At 66.3% G+C, this 23,553-nt stretch carries 23 protein-coding genes; 14 read left to right on the top strand and 9 right to left on the bottom strand.

Annotation, left to right across the window (positions count from 1 at the left end; genetic code table 11):
- Window positions 1-10: 10 nt before the first annotated feature.
- Window positions 11-925, top strand: coding sequence for a LysR family transcriptional regulator (locus AAFP30_RS06020; RefSeq protein WP_419228961.1), 915 nt, complete (start codon window positions 11-13; stop codon window positions 923-925).
- Window positions 926-1,005: 80 nt separating this feature from the next.
- Here the strand turns inward: AAFP30_RS06020 and AAFP30_RS06015 are convergent, their stop codons facing one another.
- A complete protein-coding gene (locus tag AAFP30_RS06015; protein ID WP_419228960.1) occupies window positions 1,006-1,368 on the bottom strand; it encodes a DUF2200 domain-containing protein in 363 nt (120 codons plus the stop codon).
- Between the two features lie 85 nt (window positions 1,369-1,453).
- Window positions 1,454-3,127, bottom strand: a complete 1,674-nt coding sequence (locus tag AAFP30_RS06010) for a cation:proton antiporter (RefSeq protein WP_419228959.1) — start codon at window positions 3,125-3,127, stop codon at window positions 1,454-1,456.
- A 115-nt stretch (window positions 3,128-3,242) separates the two neighbouring features.
- On the opposite strand from AAFP30_RS06010, the gene AAFP30_RS06005 reads away from it, so the two are divergent.
- The 5 genes from AAFP30_RS06005 to AAFP30_RS05985 are packed head-to-tail and all read left to right on the top strand — an operon-like array spanning window position 3,243 to window position 10,548.
- On the top strand, window positions 3,243-4,580 hold the full coding sequence (locus AAFP30_RS06005) for an SWIM zinc finger family protein (RefSeq protein WP_419228958.1): 1,338 nt from the start codon (window positions 3,243-3,245) through the stop codon (window positions 4,578-4,580).
- Window positions 4,577-6,037, top strand: a complete 1,461-nt coding sequence (locus tag AAFP30_RS06000) for a DUF5691 domain-containing protein (RefSeq protein WP_419228957.1) — start codon at window positions 4,577-4,579, stop codon at window positions 6,035-6,037. Before AAFP30_RS06005 ends, AAFP30_RS06000 begins: the two co-directional genes overlap by 4 nt.
- Window positions 6,034-7,134 carry an ATP-binding protein gene (locus AAFP30_RS05995; protein ID WP_419228956.1) on the top strand — a complete coding sequence of 367 codons (1,101 nt, stop codon included), beginning with the start codon at window positions 6,034-6,036 and terminating at the stop codon, window positions 7,132-7,134. The genes AAFP30_RS06000 and AAFP30_RS05995 overlap by 4 nt, the downstream gene beginning before the upstream one ends.
- Window positions 7,135-7,138: 4 nt before the next feature.
- Window positions 7,139-9,376, top strand: coding sequence for a DUF5682 family protein (locus AAFP30_RS05990; RefSeq protein ID WP_419228955.1), 2,238 nt, complete (start codon window positions 7,139-7,141; stop codon window positions 9,374-9,376).
- On the top strand, window positions 9,373-10,548 hold the full coding sequence (locus AAFP30_RS05985; protein ID WP_419228954.1) for a vWA domain-containing protein: 1,176 nt from the start codon (window positions 9,373-9,375) through the stop codon (window positions 10,546-10,548). Before AAFP30_RS05990 ends, AAFP30_RS05985 begins: the two co-directional genes overlap by 4 nt.
- 132 nt (window positions 10,549-10,680) lie before the next feature.
- Here the strand turns inward: AAFP30_RS05985 and AAFP30_RS05980 are convergent, their stop codons facing one another.
- The gene (locus AAFP30_RS05980; protein WP_419228953.1) at window positions 10,681-10,857 is read right to left on the bottom strand and encodes a hypothetical protein; all 177 of its coding nucleotides are present in this window, start codon (window positions 10,855-10,857) and stop codon (window positions 10,681-10,683) included.
- A gap of 18 nt (window positions 10,858-10,875) precedes the next feature.
- Entirely contained in the window at window positions 10,876-12,363 is a 1,488-nt protein-coding gene (locus AAFP30_RS05975) for a helix-turn-helix domain-containing protein (RefSeq protein ID WP_419228952.1), read from the bottom strand.
- Window positions 12,364-12,515: 152 nt separating this feature from the next.
- Here AAFP30_RS05975 and speB point away from each other — a divergent pair, with 152 nt between their 5' ends.
- Both speB and AAFP30_RS05965 read left to right on the top strand, forming a co-directional pair.
- Window positions 12,516-13,502, top strand: a complete 987-nt coding sequence (gene speB / locus AAFP30_RS05970; RefSeq protein ID WP_419228951.1) for an agmatinase — start codon at window positions 12,516-12,518, stop codon at window positions 13,500-13,502.
- A 123-nt stretch (window positions 13,503-13,625) separates the two neighbouring features.
- Window positions 13,626-15,128: a sodium:solute symporter gene (locus AAFP30_RS05965; RefSeq protein ID WP_419228950.1), complete on the top strand. Its 1,503-nt coding sequence runs from the start codon at window positions 13,626-13,628 to the stop codon at window positions 15,126-15,128.
- Window positions 15,129-15,280: 152 nt separating this feature from the next.
- On the opposite strand, the gene AAFP30_RS05960 is transcribed toward AAFP30_RS05965, so the two are convergent.
- The 4 genes from AAFP30_RS05960 to AAFP30_RS05945 form a co-directional block, all read right to left on the bottom strand.
- Window positions 15,281-15,757: a PASTA domain-containing protein gene (locus AAFP30_RS05960; protein WP_419228949.1), complete on the bottom strand. Its 477-nt coding sequence runs from the start codon at window positions 15,755-15,757 to the stop codon at window positions 15,281-15,283.
- Window positions 15,758-15,875: 118 nt separating this feature from the next.
- Window positions 15,876-16,976 (bottom strand): glycosyltransferase, encoded by a 1,101-nt coding sequence (locus AAFP30_RS05955; protein WP_419228948.1) that lies wholly within the window; start codon window positions 16,974-16,976, stop codon window positions 15,876-15,878.
- A 15-nt stretch (window positions 16,977-16,991) separates the two neighbouring features.
- Window positions 16,992-17,576 carry a TetR/AcrR family transcriptional regulator gene (locus AAFP30_RS05950; RefSeq protein WP_419228947.1) on the bottom strand — a complete coding sequence of 195 codons (585 nt, stop codon included), beginning with the start codon at window positions 17,574-17,576 and terminating at the stop codon, window positions 16,992-16,994.
- A gap of 81 nt (window positions 17,577-17,657) precedes the next feature.
- Window positions 17,658-17,924, bottom strand: coding sequence for a hypothetical protein (locus AAFP30_RS05945; protein WP_419228946.1), 267 nt, complete (start codon window positions 17,922-17,924; stop codon window positions 17,658-17,660).
- Window positions 17,925-18,177: 253 nt separating this feature from the next.
- Between AAFP30_RS05945 and AAFP30_RS05940 the strand changes: the two genes are divergently transcribed.
- The 5 genes from AAFP30_RS05940 (at window position 18,178) to AAFP30_RS05920 (ending at window position 22,963) form a co-directional block, all read left to right on the top strand.
- Window positions 18,178-19,062 (top strand): alpha/beta fold hydrolase, encoded by an 885-nt coding sequence (locus AAFP30_RS05940; protein WP_419228945.1) that lies wholly within the window; start codon window positions 18,178-18,180, stop codon window positions 19,060-19,062.
- Between the two features lie 219 nt (window positions 19,063-19,281).
- Window positions 19,282-21,294, top strand: coding sequence for a TY-Chap domain-containing protein (locus tag AAFP30_RS05935; RefSeq protein WP_419228944.1), 2,013 nt, complete (start codon window positions 19,282-19,284; stop codon window positions 21,292-21,294).
- A gap of 118 nt (window positions 21,295-21,412) precedes the next feature.
- The gene (locus AAFP30_RS05930; RefSeq protein ID WP_419229212.1) at window positions 21,413-21,859 is read left to right on the top strand and encodes a 5' nucleotidase, NT5C type; all 447 of its coding nucleotides are present in this window, start codon (window positions 21,413-21,415) and stop codon (window positions 21,857-21,859) included.
- A 26-nt stretch (window positions 21,860-21,885) separates the two neighbouring features.
- Entirely contained in the window at window positions 21,886-22,506 is a 621-nt protein-coding gene (locus AAFP30_RS05925; protein WP_419228943.1) for an HNH endonuclease, read from the top strand.
- Between the two features lie 184 nt (window positions 22,507-22,690).
- A complete protein-coding gene (locus AAFP30_RS05920) occupies window positions 22,691-22,963 on the top strand; it encodes a hypothetical protein (RefSeq protein WP_419228942.1) in 273 nt (90 codons plus the stop codon).
- 52 nt (window positions 22,964-23,015) lie between these two features.
- Here AAFP30_RS05920 and AAFP30_RS05915 read toward each other — a convergent pair whose 3' ends face one another.
- A complete protein-coding gene (locus AAFP30_RS05915) occupies window positions 23,016-23,393 on the bottom strand; it encodes an LppP/LprE family lipoprotein (protein WP_419228941.1) in 378 nt (125 codons plus the stop codon).
- On the opposite strand from AAFP30_RS05915, the gene AAFP30_RS05910 reads away from it, so the two are divergent.
- Window positions 23,392-23,553 carry a hypothetical protein gene (locus AAFP30_RS05910; protein WP_419228940.1) on the top strand — a complete coding sequence of 54 codons (162 nt, stop codon included), beginning with the start codon at window positions 23,392-23,394 and terminating at the stop codon, window positions 23,551-23,553. The genes AAFP30_RS05915 and AAFP30_RS05910 overlap by 2 nt on opposite strands.

Genomic DNA, 23,553 nt, shown 5'->3' with positions numbered 1-23,553 from the left:
GAGGTGCAGAATGGCGGATATCGATGCCACCACGCTCGACGCCCGCCGACTGCAGCACTTCGTTCTCGCGGCCGAGTCGCCGACGCTCTCGGAGGCAGCGCAACGGCTCTTCCTCACCCAGCAGGCGCTGTCGGCGTCGATGCAGCAGCTCGAACGTGATCTCGCCGTGACGCTGTTCGACAGGACTGGCCGCCGACTCGCGCTCAGTCCGGCCGGCCGCGCACTCCACGAGGGAGCGGCCGCTTTACTTGCCGGGCATTCGGCGCTGATCCGAACCGTGCGCGACGTGGCGGCCGGCACTCCGGTTCCCTACGTCGTCGGACACACGCCGTCGATCTCGAGTGACGAGGTCTACCGACTCCTGTCGCCGGCGATCGCGGCCCACCCGGACCAGACGATCACTGCTCGTCAGGTCTCTCCGGAACAGATGCCGGCAATGCTGGTCGACCAGAGCATCGATATCGCGCTGCGACCCGGGACCGATACCCCGGATCACCTTGCGTCGGCAGTCGTGACGAATTACCGCTTGCGCGTTGCGGTATCGGCCCGCCACCCGGCTGCTGCCCGTCCAACCGTGACCGCGCGCGACCTGTCGGACACCCCGATCGTGGTGTGGACCCGCCCGCACCAATCCTTCTACACCGACTTCCTTGTGTCCTATTGTCGCAGTGCCGGTTTCGAGCCAAATCTGGTCATCAGCGGGATTCACGGCACACCACCCGCCACCGCCATCCTCCGGCATCCGCAGGCGTGCGTGTTCGTCACCGACCCGGTCGGCACCCTCTACGACGGGGAAGTCCAGGTCGTCGACCTCGAGGAACCTCCGCTGCTGCCGGTGCAGGCACTATGGTTGCCGCACACCATATCCCCGCTGCGCTCGGCGATCATCGAGCAGGCGCTCCCACCCGCTCCCACCGCCGGTTGAGCAGCTCGCCACTTCCGCTGGTCTCAGCCCGCTACATCCGATGAAACCGATCCTGAGCGCGTTCCGCGGAACGCTCACCGTCACGCCGCCGTCGACCCCCGCAGAATCGACGTCATCTTCTTCCCCTTGGCGACCTCGTCGACCAGCTTGTCCATGTAGCGGATCTTCTGCATCAGCGGGTCCTCGATCTCTTCGACGCGGTGCCCGCAGATAACGCCGGTGATCAGTTCGGCGTTGGGGTTCAACGCCGGCGCCTGGGCGAAGAAGGTCTCGAGGTCGGTCTCGTCGTCGAGCACCTGCTGTAACCCGGCGTCGTCGTAGCCGGTGAGCCAGGTGATGACCTGATCGACCTCCGCCTTCGTGTGGTTCTTGCGTTCGACCTTCGCGATGTAAAGCGGGTAGATGCTGGCGAAGCTGGTGGTGAAGATCCGGTGACCGGCCATCGTGCGCTCCTGAAGTGGTAAATCGGGTCGTGCTGCTGCCCAATCCTACAAGCGCGGTGCTCGTCTCGGGAACGACCGCCAACCCTCACCGCGCGAACACACCGCGCATCTCGATGGCGATCTGGTCGGCGTCCAGGGTGGCCAGCGCATCCTCGAGGACGTCGGCGTCGAAGGTGCCGTCATCGCGGGCGTCGAGCAATGCCGATCGTTGTGCAGTGAGCACGGCGAGCCGGTAGTCCTTCTCCGCAGCAAACTGTTCACGACGCGAAACTCCCTCCTGCTGAGCTGGTTTCGTCACCGACTCGGTGCTCGCGCGCAGCAAGCCCATCAGCCGGACCCGTTCGGCATCGGCGTGTTCGTCCACTGCCGACGGGTCGACGGGCGGCGTCATCCGACGCACCACGGGGCCGATGGTGCCGCCCTGCAGCAGCAGCGACAGCGCCGCCACCGCAAAGGCGACGAGCACCAGCACCGATCGTTGTGGAGTGTCTGCGGGCAGGGTCTGCGCCGCCGCCACGGTGACCGCACCACGCATGCCCGCCCACACCACGATCACGCCTTCGCGTCGACCCAACGGTTGTCGCACGAAGTAGTCGATGTCGGCGAGGCCGCGGGTGATCCGCGTCGCGAACCGGTCGAGGTCACCGAGCGATCGCTTCCGCGGTCCTCGGGCATTCATCCGGTCCAGGGTCGCCTGCTGTCCCTCCGGCGTCTGGATCCGCTGCTGCATCCCCTCCAGCCGTGGCCGCGCGGCCTGACTACGCCGCGCGTGGCGGCTCAGGGAACCCAGCAACGGGAACACGTAGGCAGCCCGCACGAGGACCGTCAAGACCAGGGCGCCGACGGCGATGAGCACCGCCGACCAGACACCGGCGTGATCCTGTTCGACGTTGGAGACGATGGACTTGAGTTGGATACCCATGGTGAGAAACACGGTGCCCTCGAGGACGAGTTCGATGGTCCGCCAGTTCTGGGCGTCCGACAGCCGATGTTGTGGTGCCAGCCGGCGTGGCGCGCGGAAGCCGGTGACGATGCCCGCCACCACCGCTGCGACCAATCCCGACGCGTCGAGCACCTCGGCCGGCACCGACGCGAAGAACGGCACCGTGAACGAGAGGACCGTGTTCACTGTCGGATCGGTGACCCTCGAACGCACCACGAGGTTCAGCCAGCCGACGAACGCCCCGATCAGCACCGCGACAACCACGGAGTAGGCGAAGGTGCCGATGGTGCCCCAGAACGAGAACGATGCTGCGGCCGCGGCAATGGCGTTGCGCAGCAACACAAGTGCGGTCGCGTCGTTGAACAGGCCCTCACCGTCGAGCATCGCGACCACCCGCTTGGACACCGGCATCTGACGGATGATCGACGTGGCGACGGCGTCGGTCGGGCTGACGACCGCACCGAGCGCGACTCCCCACGCGAAGCCGAGTCCGGGGAACACCAGCGTGAAAAAGAGGCCGAGCAGCAACGAACTGGCCACCACCAGCAACACCGACAGCCCGCTGATCGCACCGAGGTCGCGGCGGAAGTTCATCGCCGGCATCGATACCGCCGACGAATAGAGCAGCGGCGGAAGAACTCCCGCGAGGATCCACTCGGGTTCGATGGTGACCGAACCGATGATGGGGATCAGACTCGCCAGCACTCCGAGTACGACCAGCACCAAGGGTGCGGCGATACCCACGCGCGGACCCACGGCGGTCGCGAGCGCGATCACCACCAGACCGAGCACCATGATCATCAGCAGTTCGTCCACGCGTCCCAGCGTCGCACGTGGACCGGCACACATACGGGTGTTTCGCCGGGCTCACGGTCATCCACATGACTGCGCCAGCGTGGTGGTTGTCGGGGCGCTGTGGTTGATTGGTCCCATGGCGGACAGATGGTCGGCCGACCAGGTCCGGGCGTTGGCGCCGGACGCGGCGTCGGTGCGGGCGGGCGACAAGCTCGCGACCCCCACGCCGTGGCGTGCGACCGGCGCCACGCCCGTCGTGCTCTGGGGACACTGCGCGGGCAGCGGCACCAAGCCGTACCAGACGATCGTCGACCTGCGCGGTCCCGCGTACAAGTGCTCGTGCCCGTCCCGGAAGTTCCCGTGCAAGCACGCGCTGGGCCTGTTGCTGCTGTGGAGTCAGGGCGAGGTGCCCGACTCCGACGCGCCACCCGAAGACGCCGCCGCGTGGCTCGCCGGACGGACCGCGCGAGCCGAGCAGACGTCGGACACACCCGCCGCGCCCAAGGACCCCGAGCGGGCCGCGAAAACAGCCGCGGCACGCGTGGACCGGGTACGCGGGGGCATCGATGAGCTCCAGCTCTGGCTCACCGATCAGGTCGGTCTCGGGCTCGCCGGTTCCGAGGTGGACTCCTACCGCACCTTCGACGCGGTGGCCGCGCGTCTGGTCGACGCTCAGGCCCCGGGTCTGGCCGCCCGCGTCCGCCGGTTGCCCGCGCTGATCTCCGGGTATTCCGGCGACGCCGTCGACTGGCCGGAGCATCTGCTGGAGGAGTACGGCCGGATCTGGTCGCTGTGCACCGCCCACCAGCGCATCGACACGCTGCCCGACGGACTCGCACGCACCGTCCGCCGCCACGTCGGCTATCCCGTCGCGAAGGCGGATGTGCTTGCCGCACCCGGTGTTTCCGACGCCTGGCTGGTGTTGGGGCGCCGGGAGATCGAGGAGGATCACCTACAGAGTCGTCGCACCTGGGTGTGGGGCTTCTCAACCCGTCGGTTCGGCATGATCCTGGACTACGCACCCACCGGCGGAATCCTCCCGAACCGGCCGGTCGTCGACTACTCCCTCACCACCGCAATGCATTTCTATCCCGGCACACCCGAACTCCGCTGCGTCTACGACGATGCCACCCAGTCGGACACACCGCCCCCACCGACCGCCGATCTCGTGAACACGCTGCCCGCCGGGGACATCGCCGACGCACGACGACGCCGCGCCGGCGTCATCGCCGACGACCCGTGGGCACTGACCTGCCCAGTGGTGATCAGCGGACGACTCGGCCGCACCGCCGACAACACGCCCACCATCATCGACGACGCAGGCGCCGCACTCCCCTTGCCCGACATCGCCGACCGGTGGGCGCTGCTCCTGGCCGCAACAGGCGGAGCGAGCGTGCGACTGTTCGGCGAACTCGGTATGCACGGCCTCGACGCGATCTCGGTGATCACCGACGAGCGGGTGATCAGCCTGTGAGCACCTGGGAGGATACCGTGTCCGCGGCGCTGGTCGGCGTCCGCACCCGTCCGGTCACCACCGACGACGTCGACCCGGTGATCGGCGCGCACCTGCCGACCACGAGCACCGATCCCGTCGTCACCACCTTGACCATCGCCGCGCTCACCGCTGTCGCACACCAGTCGCTGGGCCCGGAATCCGTCGTCGCCGAACCCATTCCACCCGCACCCGCCGACCCGCGCCCACCGATGTCGGCGCTGGCCGCCGCCTACGTGCACCGGGCGTTAGACCTCACCCCGCGGCTGGCCGACTGGTGCCTGAACCTGTTGGGACGCAGCACGGTTGCACCACCATCCACCCTGCTGCCCGCGTTGTTGGCTCGCACGAGCCGCGAAGTCGACATCCGCGAGACCGTGGCGCGCATCGTCGGACCCCGCGGGCACTGGCTTGCGCAGTACGCACCCGAACTCGGCGCCGTCCTACCCACCGCCACATCCGCCGCACAGCTTGATGACTCCGCCTGGACGCACGGTCAGCCCGCGGAGCGTCGTGGTTACCTGGCCGCGCTTCGTGAGCGGGATCCGCACGCAGCACTTGACCTCCTCGGCCAGACGTGGACTGCAGAGACCGGCGACGACCGAGAACTCCTCATCACGGCGTTGCGGCCCAACCTATCCCCCTATGACGAGGCCTTCCTCGAGGCGGCACTCGACGACCGACGCAAAGCAGTCCGCACCGCGGCGGCCGGACTCCTCGTCACCCTTGCGGGATCGGTGCTGCAGGACAGACTCTTTCACGCCGCCGCGTCGTGCCTCCACGTGGGCCGAACACGCTTCCGTGGGCAGCACATCGCCATCACCCTGCCCGCCGAACCGGACGTCGCACTGGCCCGCGACGGCATCGCCCTCAAAGCGCCCCGTGGTGCGGGTATCGGCGCTTTTGTGCTGTCGCAGTTGATCTCCCGCGTCCCGCCGCACCGGTGGGAAGCGCACTTCTCGATGACGCCGGACACGATTGTCGGCGCCATCGATCCCGCCGAGGCCGGGCTCGTCGCAGCGTTGTGCACGGCGGCAGTCACGCACCGCGACCGGCGGTGGGCCACCGCCCTGCTCGCCCATCCGGCGGCGACCCCGGACATCATCGCCGTGGCCGACGAAACCCACGTCGTCGACGCCTTTCCCACGTTGCCCGGCGCGCTGAAGGTGCCGGCGCTACGCGCCTACCCCGGCGTGTGGCCGGATGCTCTGTGCCGCAGTGCTGTTCGAATGTTACAGGCCGAGCTGTCCGGGTCGCGGTTCATCACACCGCCCGCGGTGCAGATCATCGCTCTGATGGCGACCGGGTTGCCCGCCACCGACGGTTGGCGGCAGAGTGTCGAGGCGATGCGCGAGTCGGCACCGATTGCCACCACCCAGTTCGCGACGCTCAGCGAGGCGTTGCGCATCCGATCCGTCCTCGAGAAGGAGCTCACGTGACCGACGGCATCACCGAGGAACAGTTGTTGCGGCCCCACGCCGAGCAACTCTTCGCCGACGAACTGGCCGCCCTGGCCCGCCACGACACCGGGACCCGGCCATCGAGCTGGTTGCTCTCCCCGTCCGCGGTGGTGACCTACCTGCTCGGTGGTGAGCTCGACGACGGCACCGTGATCACCCCGAAGTACATCGGGCCGCGCCGGCTGATGGAGGTCGCCGTCGCGACCCTGGCCACCGACCGCGCGCTGCTGCTGCTCGGTGTCCCCGGAACCGCCAAAACCTGGGTATCCGAACACCTTTCCGCAGCCATCAGCGGGACGTCGACGCTGCTGGTACAGGGCACTGCGGGCACCCCGGAGGAGGCGATCCGGTACGGCTGGAACTATGCGCGACTCATCGCCGAGGGACCGTCGACGGCCGCACTGGTGCCCTCGCCCGTCATGATCGCGATGCAGCAGGGCAAGATCGCCCGCCTCGAAGAGCTCACCCGCATCCCGTCAGACGTACAGGACGCCCTCATCACCATCCTCTCCGAGAAGACACTGCCGATCCCCGAACTCGGCATGGAAGTGCAGGCGGTCAAGGGATTCAGCGTCATCGCCACCGCCAACGACCGCGACCGCGGCGTCAACGACCTGTCGTCGGCGCTGCGCCGCCGGTTCAACACCGTCGTCCTGCCGCTGCCCGCGACCGCCGACGAGGAGGTGGCGATCGTGACCCAGCGGGTGGCGGCGCTCGGTGCGTCGCTGGATCTACCCGCGTTGCCGTCGGCGGCCGAGGAGATCCGACGGGTGGTCACCGTGTTCCGGGAACTGCGCTCCGGCGTCACCGAGGACGGTCGCGCCAAGGTCAAGCAGCCCAGCGGCACTCTCTCGACCGCCGAAGCGATTTCGGTGATCACCCACGGCATCGCGATGTCGGCGCACTTCGGCGACGGCATGCTGCGGGCCGCGGACGTCGCCGCCGGTATCCAGGGTGCGGTGATCAAGGATCCGGCCGCCGACGCTGTGGTGTGGACCGAGTACCTGGAAAGTGTTGTGCGGGAGCGGCAGGACTGGTCGGACTTCTACCGCGCCGCACGCGGGGCGCTGCGCTGAGGCCATGACGCTCACCGAGACCGCACTTGAACCGGGAACGTACGTGCTGGGCATCCGGCACCACGGGCCCGGTTCGGCGCGCGCGGTGCTCGCCGAACTCGACCGCATCCGCCCGCAGGCGGTACTCATCGAGGGACCGGCCGACGCGACCCCGCTCATCGCCGCAGTCATCGACCCGGGCATGGCGCCGCCGGTGGCGGTGCTCGGCTACGCCGCCGACAACCCCGCCAAGGCCGCGTTCTGGCCGTTCGCGGAGTTCTCCCCCGAATGGCAGGCGATGCGCTGGGCGGTCAAAGCCGCAGTACCCGTGGAGTTCTGCGACCTCCCCACCTCGCAGGTCCTCGCCCACCGCGACGAAGCTCCCGTCGACGAGCCGCGGGCCCCGAGCCGCGCCGACCCGATCGGCACCCTGGCCGCCGCGGCCGGCTACGACGACCCGGAACGCTGGTGGGACGACGTCATCGAAACCCGCGGCGAGGGCACCGGTTTCGCGGCGATCACCGAAGCGATGGCGGCGCTGCGCACCGCCGCCGAACCGTTCGAACTCGGCGAGCCGAGCGCCGAGGAGGTCTATGAACGACGCCGGGAAGCGCACATGCGGCAGGTGCTCCGCAAGACGCTCAAACGGCCCGGAGTGGAGCGGGTCGCGCTCGTCTGCGGCGCCTGGCATGCGCCGGCCCTGTCCGGGAGGCTGCCCGCGGCCACCGTCGACAGCAAACTGCTGCGCGGCATGCCCAAGGTGCGCAGCAAACTCGCCTGGGTGCCGTGGACACACTCCCGCCTGGCCGCCGCCGGTGGCTACGGCGCCGGGGTGATCTCCCCCGGCTGGTATCACCATCTGTTCACCACCGCCGACGATGTCACGGTGCGCTGGCTCATCCACCAGGCCACCCTGTTGCGCGACAAAGACATCGACATCTCCTCGGCCCACATCATCGAGACCGCACGCCTGGCCGACACCCTGGCCGTGCTGCGCCGCCGACCCCTGGCCGGACTCACCGAGATCAACGAAGCCACCCTCGCGGTCATGTGCCAAGGGGATTCCGGACTCGCCGACCTGATGTACCGCGAAGCGGTCATCGGGGAACGTCTCGGCAGTGTCCCCGACGACGCTCCGGTGGTACCGCTCCAGGCCGATCTCACCGCGAGCGCGCGCTCGGCCCGCCTCAAGGTGGAGCCCGGCGCGAAGGAACTCGTCGTCGACCTCCGCCGTCCCGCCGACAAGGCCAAATCACTCTTGCTGCATCGACTCTCGGTACTCGACATCGAGTGGGGCACACCCCTGGAGGTGTCGGGCACCGGCACCTTCAAGGAAGGCTGGACGGTGCGGTGGCGCCCGGAGTTCGTCATCGACGTGGTGATGGCGTCCGTGTGGGGAACCACCGTGCACGCCGCCGCCACCGCCAAGGTCATCGACCGGGCGCGCTCGGGAGGATCGCTCGATCAGGTCACCGGTGCACTGGAGGCCGCGCTACTCGCCGAACTGGCCGACGCGCTGCCGCCGGTCCTCGACGCGTTGCATGCGCGGGTCGCCGTGGATCATGATGTGCTGCATCTGATTTCGGCGCTGCCGGCGCTCGGCCGGGCGCGACGCTACGGTGACGTGCGCGGCACCGACACCGCGGCGCTCGGCTCGGTCGCGTCGTCGTTGCTACTACGGGTGTGCATCGGTGTGCCGGCGGCGATCTCGAACCTCAACGACGACGCGGCCACCGAGTTCAAACGCGGACTCGATGCGGTGCACGCCACGGTATCGCTACTCGACGACGAGGACCGCGAGCGGTGGGCCGCGGCGGTCCGGGTCATCGCCGATCGGTCCGACGTCAACGGGCTCCTCGTCGGCAGAGCCACGCGACTACTGCTCGACGGCGGGCAGATCGACGCCGCCGACGCCGCCCGGCGACTCGGCCTGGCGCTGTCCACGGGTGCGACGCCGGTGGCCAAGGCGCAGTGGATCGAGGGGTTCCTCGGCGACGGCGGTTTACTCCTCGTCCATGACCGTCACCTGTTGGCCGTCATCGATCGCTGGTTGCTCGGCCTCGGCGACGACGACTTCACCGATGTTCTCCCGTTGCTGCGCAGGACCTTCGGCGAGTTCGACGCCGGTGTGCGTCGCAACATCGGCAACCGGGTCGCGTCCCTTGGTGAGGCTCCCGTACCCACGACGCCCGCCACCACCTTCGATACCGAACTCGCCGCGCCTGCGGTGGCAGTGGTTGCCGAGATCCTGGGGCTGCCATGACCGACGACATCTCGACCGATGACGAACGCGGCCGCCGCTGGCGACTGGTGCTCGGAGACGCAGCCGCCGAGTCGCTGCCCGCTCTCGGTGGCGCCGACTCCGCCATGGACGGTGCGCTCGGCGCCCTGTACGACAGCGGCGGAGATCGCAAGGGCGGCTTGGGCAAGTCGGCGCCGTCGGTGGCGCGCTGGCTCGGCGACATCCGCACCTACTTCCCGTCCACCGTGGTGCAGGTGATGCAGCACGACGCAGTGGAGCGTCTCAACCTGCACGCGCTGCTGACCGAACCGGAGCTGCTCGACAGTGTCGAGCCGGATATCGACATGGTGACCACGCTCATCGGCCTGGGCCGGGCGATCCCCGCGAAGTCCAAGGCGTCCGCGCGGGCGTTGGTGCGCAAGGTGGTTGACGAGGTGGAACGCCGCATCGCCGAACGCACCCGCAGTGCCGTGGGTGCCGCACTCGACAAGGCCGCCCGCGTCAACCGTCCCAAGCTGCACGACGTCGACTGGAACGCCACCATCGCACGAAATCTGCACAACTACCTGCCGGAGCAGAAAACCATTGTGCCCGAACGCCTTGTCGGCTACGGCCGCCGTTCCCGGGTGATCACCAAGGACATCGTGCTGGCCATCGATCAGTCCGGATCGATGGCCAATTCGATTGTGTACGCGTCGATCTTCGGGGCCGTGATCGCCACCATGCGCTCGGTGCGGACGTCGCTGGTCGTATTCGACACCGAGGTCGTCGACCTCACCGACCGGCTCGAAGACCCGGTGGACGTGCTGTTCGGCACCACCCTCGGCGGCGGCACCGACATCAACCGGGCCATCGCCTACTGCCAGGGACTCATCACCCGCCCCACCGACAGCATCTTCGTCCTCATCTCCGACCTCTACGAAGGTGGGGTGCGCGACGAAATGCTCAAGCGGGTGGCGCAGATGACCGGCGACGGCGTGCAAGTCGTTGTGCTGCTGGCACTCTCCGACGAGGGGGCACCGGCTTTCGACCGGGAGATCGCTGCCGCACTGGCCGCGCTAGGGGTGCCCGCCTTCGCCTGCACCCCGGACGCCTTCCCGGATCTACTGGCGGTCGCCATCAATCGCGGCGATATCGTCGGTTGGGCCGACGCCAACGAACTCGCGCAGCGGGGGATGTCGGACGAGGGGTGACCGGCCGACGGAATCGATGACTCGGCCGTCAAGTGAATTCCTATGTCCGCTATGGCGATCGCCGTCCGGTCGGGCCATCCTGCGGTGGAGCAGCATCCAGGGCGCTGGGGTGATCTCGGCCGCGGCTCGGAGTCAGAACGAATCGAGGTGTGCGTCGATCTCTTCGAAGCGAGTGACGGTCGGCCGCTCGATGACGGTTTCACCGAAACGGACAGCGTGATCCATCTCGCGCCACGTGTTGTAGTGGGTCACATACGTCAGTGACGCATCAGTACCCATGCCGATCGCGACCACACTGAGATGGCTCATCGTAAGCACCCGAAGGCGTCACGACTGTCGATTTCCAACGGACAGCATGTCGCGAGCGCGCAGGGCCAGCCACAGTTCGGAGATGTGCCCGGTGGCTTTGAGGTCGCGGTCGGTGAGTTCTTCGACGCGGTGGATGCGGTACACCACGGTTTGCCGGTGAACACCCAGGCGTGCCGACGCCTGCTGCCAGGAGCGATTGCAACTGAGGTAGGTGTCAAGGGTGGTCAGGAGTTCGGTGCTGTGACTTGTGTCGTACTCGATGAGTGTTCCGAGCACTCGGTCGACGAACAGGCGCGCGTCGTCGGTGCCTCGCAGCACCGACAGGGCTGAAGCGTCGGCGTATCGGTTGATGTTGCCGAGGGTGTGTTCGGCGGCGCGTACAGCCCAGTTGGCTTCCCGCACGGCGTCGGGGACCCGGTCCGTCTGGCGCAGCGCATTGCTGATGCCCAGTCTCGCGCGTGACCCCAGCCGGTTGTGTAAGACCTTGGTCGCTGCGCGGTCGTCGGGCAGCAGGGCGTACAGGTATCCGGCTCGTCTGACGACGAGGTTGGGAATGGAACGGCGATGAAAGCTCAGATGGAGACGCTGCTCATCGGTGTCGGTACCGCCGGTGGCGGCGATGAGAACACAGCCGTCGGGGTACAGGCCACGTTGGGCGAGGGCTTCGGCGGCCTCCAGATCCCCCAGTCGCCCGTCCATCATCGCGGCCAGCAGCTCACCTCCGACTCGCCGCTCGAGCTCGCGCCGGATTCCCTGCTGAGAAAGTAGAACCGCTGATGCGGTGGCAATGTGCAGCAGCAGCGCGATGTCGGGCGGCGCGGCTCGAAAGTCGTAGGCGAGCAACACCGTCGGCTCCACATCGGGCACATCGACCATATGTGCGCGTAAACCGTCGGCGTCCAGATGCACCACGCCCGGCAGTGCGCCACCGCGGCGGCGCACTTCGGCTACCACCGCGGTGCGCAGGGCGTCTGGGATCGAAGCGGCACCGTCGATGGCCGGCAGGCCCGTGTCGGCGTCGAGCACCGTGACTCGGCACGCGAGATCGCGGGCGAGCGGCCCCAGCACGTCGAGGCCGGCAGGTCCGGCCACCGCCCGTCGAATTGTGGTGTACACCCGGCTCGTCAGCGTCAACCGGCGGCTCTCATCGCTGACGTTCTGGTCCGCGATGATCCGGCCGATGGCACCAAACCCCACGGAGTAGGGCGCGACGAGGATCGGGAAACTCAACTGCTCTGCCGCGCCGAGGGTCTTCGCGGCGATGGGCGGCGTATCGGGATCCATGCCCAAGACCAGGCCACTGATGGCGTGGTCGTGCAGGTGGGTGACGAACTCGATCTGGGCATCCACCGACCGCGGCATGGTGAGCCCGTTCTTCATGAGCAACTCGCCGCCGGTCATCCAGTCCCAGGGGTTGTCCAGATCTGACGCCTGCGCCCAGGTGACCTCGTGGCCGAGTCCACGCTCTCCGGACCACAGCTCGAGACGCAGATGCCGCGTGTTCACCAGGTCCTCAACGGTTATCAGTCCCACCAACTACTCCGCCCGGCTTATATGATCATCTAAATTCTTCTGCAATTCTTAGCTGATCATAGTATTAAGTGTGACCCTCGTTACTGCCATAGTTGCGGCTACCCCAATCGTGAGGAGCCCAACCCATGGCATCGCCCGCCAGTGATTCGACGACAACCGCTCCCGCGACCGACGTGCCCGTCGGTCCGGTCGACGGACTGTCTGTACCCCGGTTCGCCGGGCATTCGACGTTCGCGCGGCTGCCGCGCATCGAGGACGTCAATGGCCACGACGTGGCCGTGGTCGGTGTCCCCTTCGACACCGGTGTGACTTACCGGCCCGGCGCGCGATTCGGACCCGCGCACATCCGACAGTCTTCTCGTCTGCTCAAGACCTACAACCCGGCTCTCGGCGTCGAACCCTTCGCCCATCAACAGGTCGTCGACGCCGGCGACATCGCGGTCAATCCCTTCGACATCACTGCCGCGATGACCCAGATCGAGCACGGTGCGTACGAACTGGTTCGCAACGGCGAACGCATCGTGTCCCTCGGTGGTGACCACACGATCGCCTACCCGCTCCTCAAGGCCCTCAACCGGGTTCACGGACCCGTCGCGCTGGTGCACTTCGACGCCCACCTCGATACCTGGGACACCTACTTCAACGCACCCCTGACCCACGGAACGCCCTTCCGGCGGGCAGCTGAAGAAGGACTGTTCCTATCCGGACACAGCGCCCACGTCGGTACCCGCGGATCGCTGTACTCATCGGACGATCTCGTCTCCGATGCCGGTCTCGGATTTCATGTGGTCGACTGCCGGGACTTCATCCGACGACCGATCGACGACATCATCAGCGAATTGGCCACGACCATCGGCAACCACCCGCTCTACGTCTCGATCGACATCGATGTCCTCGATCCCTGTCATGCACCCGGAACCGGCACCCCCGAGGCCGGCGGCATGAGCAGCCGAGAACTGCTCGAGCTGATCCGTAGCTTCGCCGGTCTCAATCTTGTCGGCGCCGACATCGTCGAGGTCGCCCCGGCCTACGACCACGCCGAGATCACCGGGATGGCCGCAGCCGCCCTCGGTTTCGAACTCATCTCGGTCATCGCGGCAACCTCACGCTGACCGTCGACGCCCGATCCGGCGTTTCCCGACGTTCGCCTTCGTCACTCCCCCCTTGCCTCATTCGTCTTCCTGTTGTGCCCTTGTCTATCCGGCGGCCGATCCGCCGAGAATCGAGTACTCGTCATGGATATCGCGATCATCGTGATCTACCTCGGAGCCATGCTCCTGTTCGGATGGTGGGGCAAACGCAGATCCACCAACTCCGCCGACTTCCTCGTCGCCGGACGACGTCTGGGTCCGTTCTTCTACACCGGCACGCTGTGCGCGGTGGTCATCGGCGGGGCGTCCACCGTCGGCGGAGTGGGTCTGGGCTACCGCTACGGTATGGCCGGAATGTGGCTGGTGGTAGCCATCGCCGTCGGAGTGCTGCTGGTCAGCCTGTTCATCGCTCCCCGCATCCAACAGCTCGGGATCTACACCGTCGGGGACATGCTGCGACTGCGCTACGGCCTCGATGGCACCCGAGCCTCGGGAATCCTCATGGCGCTCTACACCTTGATGCTGTGCGTCTCCTCCACCGTGGCGTACTCGACGATCTTCCGCGTGCTGTTCAACCTCGGCCAGGTCCAGTCGGTCCTCCTCGGCGGCGTCATCGTGGTGATGTACTCCAGCATCGGCGGCATGTGGGCCATCACGCTCACCGACATGGTCCAGTTCATCATCAAGACTGTCGGCATCTTCGCGTTGATGCTGCCGTTCACCTGGTCACGGGCCGGTGGTTACGACGGCATCGTCGATCGACTCGGCCACCAGGTGTTCAACGTGACGTCCATCGGCTGGGCCAGCATCATCACCTACTTCATCGTCTACACATTCGGAATCCTTATCGGACAGGACATCTGGCAGCGAGTGTTCACCGCACGCTCGCCCCGCGTGGCCCGCTGGGGAGGCACCGCGGCCGGCGTCTACTGTCTGCTCTACGGTGTCGCCGGCGCCGCCATCGGCACCGCGAGCGCGGTACTCATTCCGCATGCCGACGCCGCCGACGATGTCTACGCCGACATCGCCGCCAAAATCTTGCCGGTCGGTGTCGCCGGACTCGTCCTCGCCGCCGCCGTCGCCGCGATGATGTCCACCGCGTCCGGAGCGTTGATCGCCACCGCCACCGTGTGCCGAAATGACATCGCCCCATTCATCAAAAGCCTTCTCGGACAACCCCAGCACCACCAGGAAATCGTCGATACCGAACACGACGTGCGGGGCAACCGCATCTACATCGTCGTCACCGGTGTCCTCGCTGTGACACTCTCTATCATCATCAACGACGTGGTCAGCGCCATCACCATCGCCTACGACATCCTCGTCGGCGGACTGTTCGTCCCGATCATCGGCGGTCTGCTCTGGAAACGCGCCAATGGTGCCGGTGCGATAGCCGCCATGGTCGCCGGTCTGCTGGCCACCGTCGTCACACTGATCATGGTCGACGACGTGCTGGCCAACATGCCCGTCTACATCGGTCTGGGCACCTCGCTACTCGCCTACATCATCGCCAGCCTGGCCACCCCGCCTACACCGAAAGACGTTCGCCGGGAATGGGAACGGCGATCTGCAGGCAATCACGCCGATAGCGATGCCGCGGCATCGGCCGACCCCTCGCCGACCGCAAGCACACCCGGGGCGGCATAACCCCTCTCGGCCGGCCCCCGGCACCGCGGAGCGAGCGCCCGATCCGCATCGTCGGCTTGGCCGACGCCAACAAACTCGCGCATCGGGGGATGTCAGACGAAGGGTGACCGACAGACGGAGATCCTAATCACAACCGAGCCCGTGGCGCAGTGTCAGCAGGGATTGGGTTCGCTGTTCTTCACCACCGAGAGCACTGCGTCACCTTCAGTGAATGGTGTGCCTGGGTCGGGCGTCTGGCCGACGACGACCCAGTCACGATCGAGTATCTGATGCCGGCCCTGTCCTGTGGCGTCGCGGCTGCGGGAGAAGAACACCCCAGCAGCCTGGATGGCGTCCTGTGCCAGTTGCAGATTCATACAGACAACATTCGGCATGATCGCTTGGGTCTCGGTGGTCGTCGTCGTGGTAGCCGCGGGTTCGGTGCTCATAGCGGTATCGGTCGCGGTGGCTTCCTCGGTGGTCTCGGTGGCTGCCGGAGAAGGCTCGGTGGCCATATCCACAGTTGAGGTGGCCGGCGCGGTGACCGTGACCGTCGCAGGTGTGTCAGTAGCGCCGCCGCATCCGCCGACGAGTAATACCGCCGCGGCGATACTCAGGCCTGCTCCCGGGCTACGCGCCCGCATCGTCATCTCGGATCCTCCCCGCAGGCCACCACCCTGGAACCTGCACGAACATCATGCACCCAGAGACCGACAATTCGTACACCGCATCTGAGCTTGTCCTCTGGCAGGCGGCCGCAATGCCTCGTCAGAACCGAGCCCGAGGCGTCATGTCGCCAATCAGTGCCTCGATCCGATCCGCACCGGTCGCGATCCCATCGAGTGCCCGAATGTCACCGCCCAACCGTGCAGCGGCGGTGCGTATCTCGATATTGCTGAGCAGTTCCTCGATCGCCGGCCGCAACGCCGATGACCGGGAACGCCTGCTCATCATTCGCCCGGCCCCGGCATCCTGCAGCGAGCGGCCGACCCGCGGCTGGTCGCCGAGCCCGAACAGCGTCAGGGCAAGGACCGGGAGATCATGTGCGAGTGCGAGCATCGTCGTCGAGTGTCCACCGTGCCCCACCACCGCGGACACATGCGGCATCAGCTCGGCATGTGGCACGAACGAGTGCACCTCAATCCCCGGACCGACACGCAACGACGACGGATCGACGAGCGGGCCGGTCGTCACGATGCCCCGGACACCGAGTTCGCCGATCGCGTCGACGATGCGCTGCAAGGTCTCACGCATCTTCGGATAACCAAAGGTGCTGAGACTGACCAATACAACGGGCTCAGTGGGCATCGCCGCACGGCCGGCTACCAGCGGCCCGATCTGTTCGCGGTTGCCCCGGGCAACAGACAGCGGATCGAGCTCCGGCGCGGTAGCCACCAATACTGTTGCCGCGGAACCCAACAACTCGATCGGCGAGTATCCCCGTATCCGCAGGCCCAGGCCAACGGGCCCCTTCAGCCCGTCCTTACGCAGATACCCGTCATAGAGATGCTCCAACACCACGTACCCGATCCCACGCGCACGCAACGCGTCCATGACACCGAACAGCAGGCAGTCGACGACGACGAGGTCAGCCGGTCGTGCCGCCAGTTCCTCGAGCACATCGGCGCCCATCCCCCGGTCGCTGAACAGCTTCACCATGGTCAGAGGTTTGCTGCCGACGGATGCCGAGAACGCTCGGGCGGTGCGATAGCTCTGAACACAAAAGCCTCTGCCGCTCAGCGCCTCCCGCTGACTCGGGTGGCCGATGAACCGCACCCCATGGCCGCGCTTGACCAACTCGCCGGCAAGGGTGACGGCTGGCGTGACGTTTCCGCCGCCGTCCCAGGTGACGAACAGTATGCGGGCCATGGCGGCCTCCTCGGATCAGGGTTCCGGTGGGATGAGGACGGCCTCGACGAGGCGTCGCATGCGTGCTTCGGTGACGCGCCGTGATCGTCGTCGGTCGCGGCGGAGGAGTTTCCACGTGTAGACGTCGGTGGCAGTCACGAGGAGGTCGAAGAGTTCCTTCGGGTCTGCGGCGTCGGCGAGCATGGGAGCGAAAGCCGCCCGCACCCACGATTCGTGCGTGCCCCGAGCCGAAGCGACCACGGGTGCCGCGTCGGGGTCCTGTTCCTGCGCGAGGAGGAGCAGCGCCAGATCGCCGCGCTGCTCGTAGTGATCGATCACCACGCGGACGGCCTCGTCGACGTCTCCGACTGGCACCAGGCGTTCCTCGCTGATCACTGTCTTCGCATAATCAATGCTGGCTGCGATCAGCCCAGCGCGCGAAGCGAATTGGCGCAAGATCGTCTGCACCGACACCTCGGCACCGACAGCCACCGCGTCGAGGCTGATGGCGGCGATCGGCTGGATGTGCGCCAGGTCGAAGGTCGCCTGCATGATGCGTCGCCGGGTCTCTTGTACTGCCTCGGCCCGGGCTCCCATGGTGTACGCGCGCTTCGTTTTCATGTCAATGTAAGTACACGCCAATATTGATTTGGTGTCAATGGGTGATCACGCGAATTAAGTAGGCCTTCGCTCGCCGCGCACTCACCAATGCCACGCAGAACCGCCGACATTCTCGATCGTGCGTTGTAGTGTCCGGATCGTCGTGACGTAGTCGGTATCGGAGATTCCTTGGCGACGTTCAATTTCCAGCTCCTGTTGCACATCGGCGGCAATGCGGAAGATGTCACGGCCGGCGGGACTGGCCGACAGGACACCGCTGATACGAATGATCCAGCCGTTCGCGATGGCCTCATCGATGGCCGCGCGAATCGCGTCGTCCGAGTCATTCGGTCCGATGACCTCGATCATGCGCCCGTCGTCCATCCCGTCCGGATGCAGCGACAGCTGATGGAGGAGCCACCATTGCGGTTGCGTGACACCGACCTCCGCAAGTCGTCCACGGGTCCGGGCACGAATCGCCTCGCCGGCTCGGGCCGTCCAGAATCCAATGGGTTGTCGCAGCGGAGGTTGCATCTCAGCGGTCATGGCTCGACCGTAAGAGTTCAAGTCAGGTTGAGGTCAAGCGTCGCATGCAGGCGCGCACCGCAGATACAGTGAGTCGGTGGATGACGAGTTCAACCTGCTGACCGAGAACGCCGACGAACTGGGCTTGGACACCGCGATCCCTGACGTCCGGCGCATCGACACGACCGTCGACGGCAACGTCGTGAGTGCGCTCGCGTGGGGTTCGTCGAGTCCGAGAGCGGTGTTCCTGCATGGCGGCGGACAGAACGCCCACACCTGGGACAGCGTCCTCATCGCCCTGGGCATCCCAGCACTCGCGATCGACCTTCCCGGGCATGGCCACTCGTCGTGGCGCCCCGACCGTGACTACTCCCCGCAACGCAACGCCGAAACTGTCGCACCGGTCATCGAGCACCTGGCCCCCGACGCCGACCTGATCGTCGGTATGTCGCTCGGCGGGCTCACCACCATCCGTCTCGCCGCCACGGTCCCCGTACTGGTGCCTCGCGCTGTCATCGTCGATGTCACTCCCGAATCTCCCGAACGTGCAGCACAACTCGAACGCGAGGCGCGCGGCACGGTTGCGCTGATCGACGGCCCGCCGGAGTTCGCCACCCGCGACGAGATCATCGACCTCACCCACGCGGCCGCGCCGACCCGATCACGGGCGGCAATCCGTCGCGGCGTCATCCACAACACCCGTCAACGCCCCGACGGCGCGTGGGTGTGGCGCTACGACCGTCTCCGCGAAGCGCCTCGCGCACAACCACTCTGGGCCGATCTCGAGGCAACCCCGGTACCGATGACCCTCGTCTGTGGCGGACGCTCCGGATTCACCACCGCCGAGGATGTGGAACGCTTCCGCAGTCGACCCGCCCCCACCGATATCGTGACAGTCGACGACGCGGGCCACTCAGTGCAAAGCGATGCACCGCGCGACTTGGCAGAGCTGATCGCGCAGGTGCTGGCGCAGGGAGCGTGAACCATCCGGTGTTCCCCACGCGGTCGAGATCAGAGCATACCTCGCTGACGATGAGCTGAGCTGAGCTCTGAAACTTGTCATACCCCTCCCCTATCCTGAATGTGTCAGGTGATCCTCCCGCCCGCGGTGCCATTCCCGCCTCCGGCAGGACCCCCGCTCCTCGCACGTCCGCACCGCCGCCGAGGCGATGGTTGAGCGTGCCAACAGAAGGGAGAAGTCATGTCCGACTTCGATTCCGACGCCTTTACCGCCGAGGCGTGGCAGCGGTTCCAGGAGGCACTCGCACTGCGCCTGTCCGACGTGGTGCTCGATGATCTCCTCTTTGTGATGCCGCGCGACTCGGACCCGAACGAGCCGTTCGCGCTGCGCTTCAACCCGTCGCCCGAGGGCGTGCGCGGCACCGTCGCGTGCGATGCCCGCAACCGCGCCCAAGCGTTGCAGCGGCTGGGCTGGCGGCAACTCGACGACGGCCGATTCATCGTCGAGCGGCCGGCGGACCAGATCTCCGACCTCGTCCAGCTCGCGGTGGGGACGCTCCAGCAGATTTGGTCGGTGGCCGACCCCGGTTCCGTGGCCTACCTCGGGATCGGCCGGCGCGGGCACTGTTCCGAGCTCCCGGCTGCAGACATGGGGCCCGACTTGATGCGCGATCTCATCGGTTCCGAAATCGAAGGCCGCACCGGCGGGCACTTCCCCAGCAGAACCGACGGCACCATCTTCCTGCCGACCACCCACATCGCGTCGTCGATCGGCGTCAGCCACGACGACCCGCGGATCGACATCTTCGCGTGCCTCGCGACCGACGTCACCGGCACGCCGCACCTGGAGTGCATCCTCGCCGAGGTCCGGCGGGCCTGGCCGTCGATCGAGTTGGTCGTCAGCGACGACGACCTCTACGCGGCCCATCTGGTCGACGCGGAGATCTTCTCCCACGACCGCGTGTATACCGGGTTGATCACCTGGTTCGACTTCATCGACAACGGCCTGCCCGACCTCGATCGTCGACTTCACCCGGAGAACCCGCCGGTTCCGTACCTCTCGACAGGAGACACGATGATCTGCAACGGTTTCGATGAATCCATCGACGACGCGTGGCGTGCTTTCGGCCACGATCTCGGCAACCGACTCGCAGACCTCGCTCCGGGAGACAGCCTGCTCGTCGAGCAGGCGCGCGAGTTTCCGGAGGGCCCGCACGGTGTTCTCACGTTCACCGTCACCGGTGGGCGCCGGGTGCGGTGCACCGTCGTCGCCACCGACCTGCATCCCACGTGGGAGTTCTTCGACGAGCAGGTCACGGCCATGAAGGCGGCCGGCTGGCGGGAGTTGCGTGGTGGTCGGCTCATCTACGAGGTCGGCCGCCGCCGTGTCGATGAGCTCGCACGGGTCGCCGTGGACTCGCTGCGGGAGATCTGGGAGGTCGTCCATCCCAGTTTCCTGGCCGATGAAACCTCCGTCCCGATCGAGCCACGGGTCGAGGTAGGTGCAGCGCCCAAATCGGGAGATCATTTGCAACGCATGGTCATCGACGTACTCGAGGACATCGCCAAGTGTCCGATCACGGTCGACGAGGACGGTGACGTTCGACTCCCGACCCGCAGCCCATCGTGGCTGCGCGTGCGATCCGATGAACCGGTCATCGAGTTCTTCGGCACCCTCATCCGCACGGTGCAGGACCCGGCGGCCGCAGCCGTGTTCATCGCGACTCAGTCGCGGCGCTGGCTGGGCATCAAACTCACACTGACGGACTCGACACTGATGGCGTCAACATCGATGCGAGTCAAAGTCTTTCATCGCAAGAATCTGGTGACGACACTTAGCCACTGGCTGGACTTCATCGACGAGACCGGGATGGAGATCGTCGCGGAGATCGCCGAGCTGGACCCCGTCGTGGCTCCCACCGCTGACGCCGAGGCCACCGACGACGACCGCCTCCCCGATCCGCTGCAGACGCTCATCGTCCTCGACGATGACCACACCTCGCTCACCGCGCGGGACGTCGCGACCATCTGCCGCTTCGACCAGTCCGCCATCCTGCGCTACATCCACACTTCGCAGGAGCAGTACCTGTCGTGGAAGAGTTCCGCGGACGACGCCGACGACGCAGAGGAAGCAGCCGCCTGCCGGCACGAAGCCGAGGCGTGGGATGCAACCGTCGACAAGCTGCGCGGGGCGCTGCGGATGGTGGTGTTGGGCGATAGCGACGTCGGCCGCAAGCGTGATGTTGCAGGATGAACGACAGACACACAGGGAGCCGATCATGACCAAAGATGCCGCAGCGCACACGAAGAAGTCGAAGAAAAAGACGACGAAGAAGCCGAAGCTGAGGACGAAGAAGATCCTCTACATTGACATGGACAACACCCTTGTCGACTTCCAGTCGGGCATCGACAAGCTGAGCGAGGCCGAACGCACGCGGTTCGACGGGGACCTCGATGACGTTCCGGGCATCTTCTCCTTGATGGACCCGATGCCGGGCGCCATCAAGGCATACCGGCAGTTGTCGAAGAAGTTCGACACCTACATCCTGTCGACGGCACCGTGGGACAACCCGCTCGCGTGGACCGAGAAACTGCTCTGGGTCAAGATGCACCTCGGGCGCGACGAGGAGTCGCCGGCCTACAAGAGGCTCATCTTGTCGCACCACAAGAATCTCAACCACGGCAACTACATCATCGACGACCGCACCGCACGCGGCGTGGATGAAATGCCCGACGGCATGCATATTCACTTCGGGCAGCCGGGCTTCGAGACCTGGAAACAGGTCGTCGCCCACATGCTGCCGCTCGCCGAGCGCTGATTCGGTGAGGGTTTGATTCACTCCCGATGACCGGCGCCACTAACGATCCGAAGGACGGAGCGGTCGACAGCAAGGCCGACGTCCTCGCCGACGTGTGCGCCGAGTTGAGCATGGACGAGTTCGACTCCGCTCGCGGAATTCTGCGTTCCGACTACCCTTTTGCGGCCCAGACGACCACGGCCCGCCGCTACACCGCCCGGGAATCCCTGTGGGTGTTCTACCGCGACGGTTTCATCGACCGCTACTTCGGCACGCGCCTTGTCAATCCCGGAGTGCTGCGCGCACTTTCGGTGATCTTTCCGGCTGACTTTCCCACCCACTCGACGGCGAAGATGACCGAAACACATTCCGCGCATTGGGAACTGTGCCCCACCATCGACCATGTCATCCCCATGTCCCGCGGTGGCAACGACGACGACGCCAATCAGGTGACCACCTCCCTGCTCCGGGGTTCCGCGAAGGCGCACTGGACGCTCGACGACCTGGGGTGGTCGCTGGTGCCGCCCGGGGATCACCGCGAGTGGGATGGGCTCAGCGAGTGGTTTGTCGAGTACGTGCCGATGCACCCGCATCTACTGACCAACAACTATGTCGCCCGCTGGTATCGCGCCACCGTCGAGGTGCGTGGGGAGTTCGGCGCAGAGTAGTGCCACGAGTCGAGGCAAGAAGGAATCGATAACCGGTCTTTGACCTAAGAGGCGAGTACCGCAAAATAGCTTGTGCCCATCCGCTCGGCAAGCTACCTTGTCACGGAAGCGAAGTGGCGACGACACTCCCAGTGATCGTTCATGCACTGCTCCCAGTTCGACACCACTACGTGAGGTGATGACAATGCCACGAACCACAGCAGAGATACTCGCCCACGCAGATGAGCTCGCCGATCGGTTCGAGAACGGATTCGAACCGATCGAGACCACCGACGTCGAGGCGCTCGAGGGTCTCGGTCGAGCCGTCGTCGAGGCAGCAAACGCTCAGCGGAACGTCGAGCTGTGGGTACGCCGAGCTCGGGAACAGAACCATTCGTGGGCGTCGATCGGGACGGTGCCGGGAACTTCAGGAGAAGCCGCGCGGCAACGCTACGCACCGTCGCAAGAATCAGCTTGACCGGTCGTCGAGTTCGGATGCTTTGGCCCCCGAACGTCATCCGCACGCAGACTCAACACTTACCCCGCGTCACCTCATACGGCAGCGACCCGTTCATCACGACCTGCGACCCATTCCACTCGAACACAACTGACGCCTGACCCGTCGGATTCGCATTGGCATCACCAGGATTCGGCCAACGGTAGGTGACATTGACACTGCTCGGCGTCGACCCGGTCACCGTCTGAAACGCGGCGTTGCAGGCGATGGCCGGACCCACGAACTTCCCGAGATGGAACATCAACAACTGCGACGGCGACGACGCCGTCCCGCGTGCGGTCTCCACTGCCGCATAGCTCAGGTCGTAGCAGGTGTTGTAGTTGGTCTCGCCTTCGAAGATCCAGTTGTTGTCGGGCATCGATCCCGCGAACGGTGGCGGGATCTGGTTCATGGCCGCAGTGATCGCCGTGTTGCCGTCGGTGGAGCAGGTCGGTGCCGGCGTAGCGGTCGTGGTGACGGGCGGCGCGGTGGTCGTCGCGGGAGCGGAAGTCCCGGCGGGCGCCGACGCGGTCACCGTGACGGTCACCGGTTCCGGCGTCGCCGATGGCTGA

The sequence above is a fragment of the Gordonia sp. CPCC 205515 genome (assembly GCF_048537925.1).
Classification (GTDB): Bacteria; Actinomycetota; Actinomycetes; order Mycobacteriales; family Mycobacteriaceae; genus Gordonia.
This window is presented reverse-complemented; position numbering and strand designations above follow the sequence as displayed.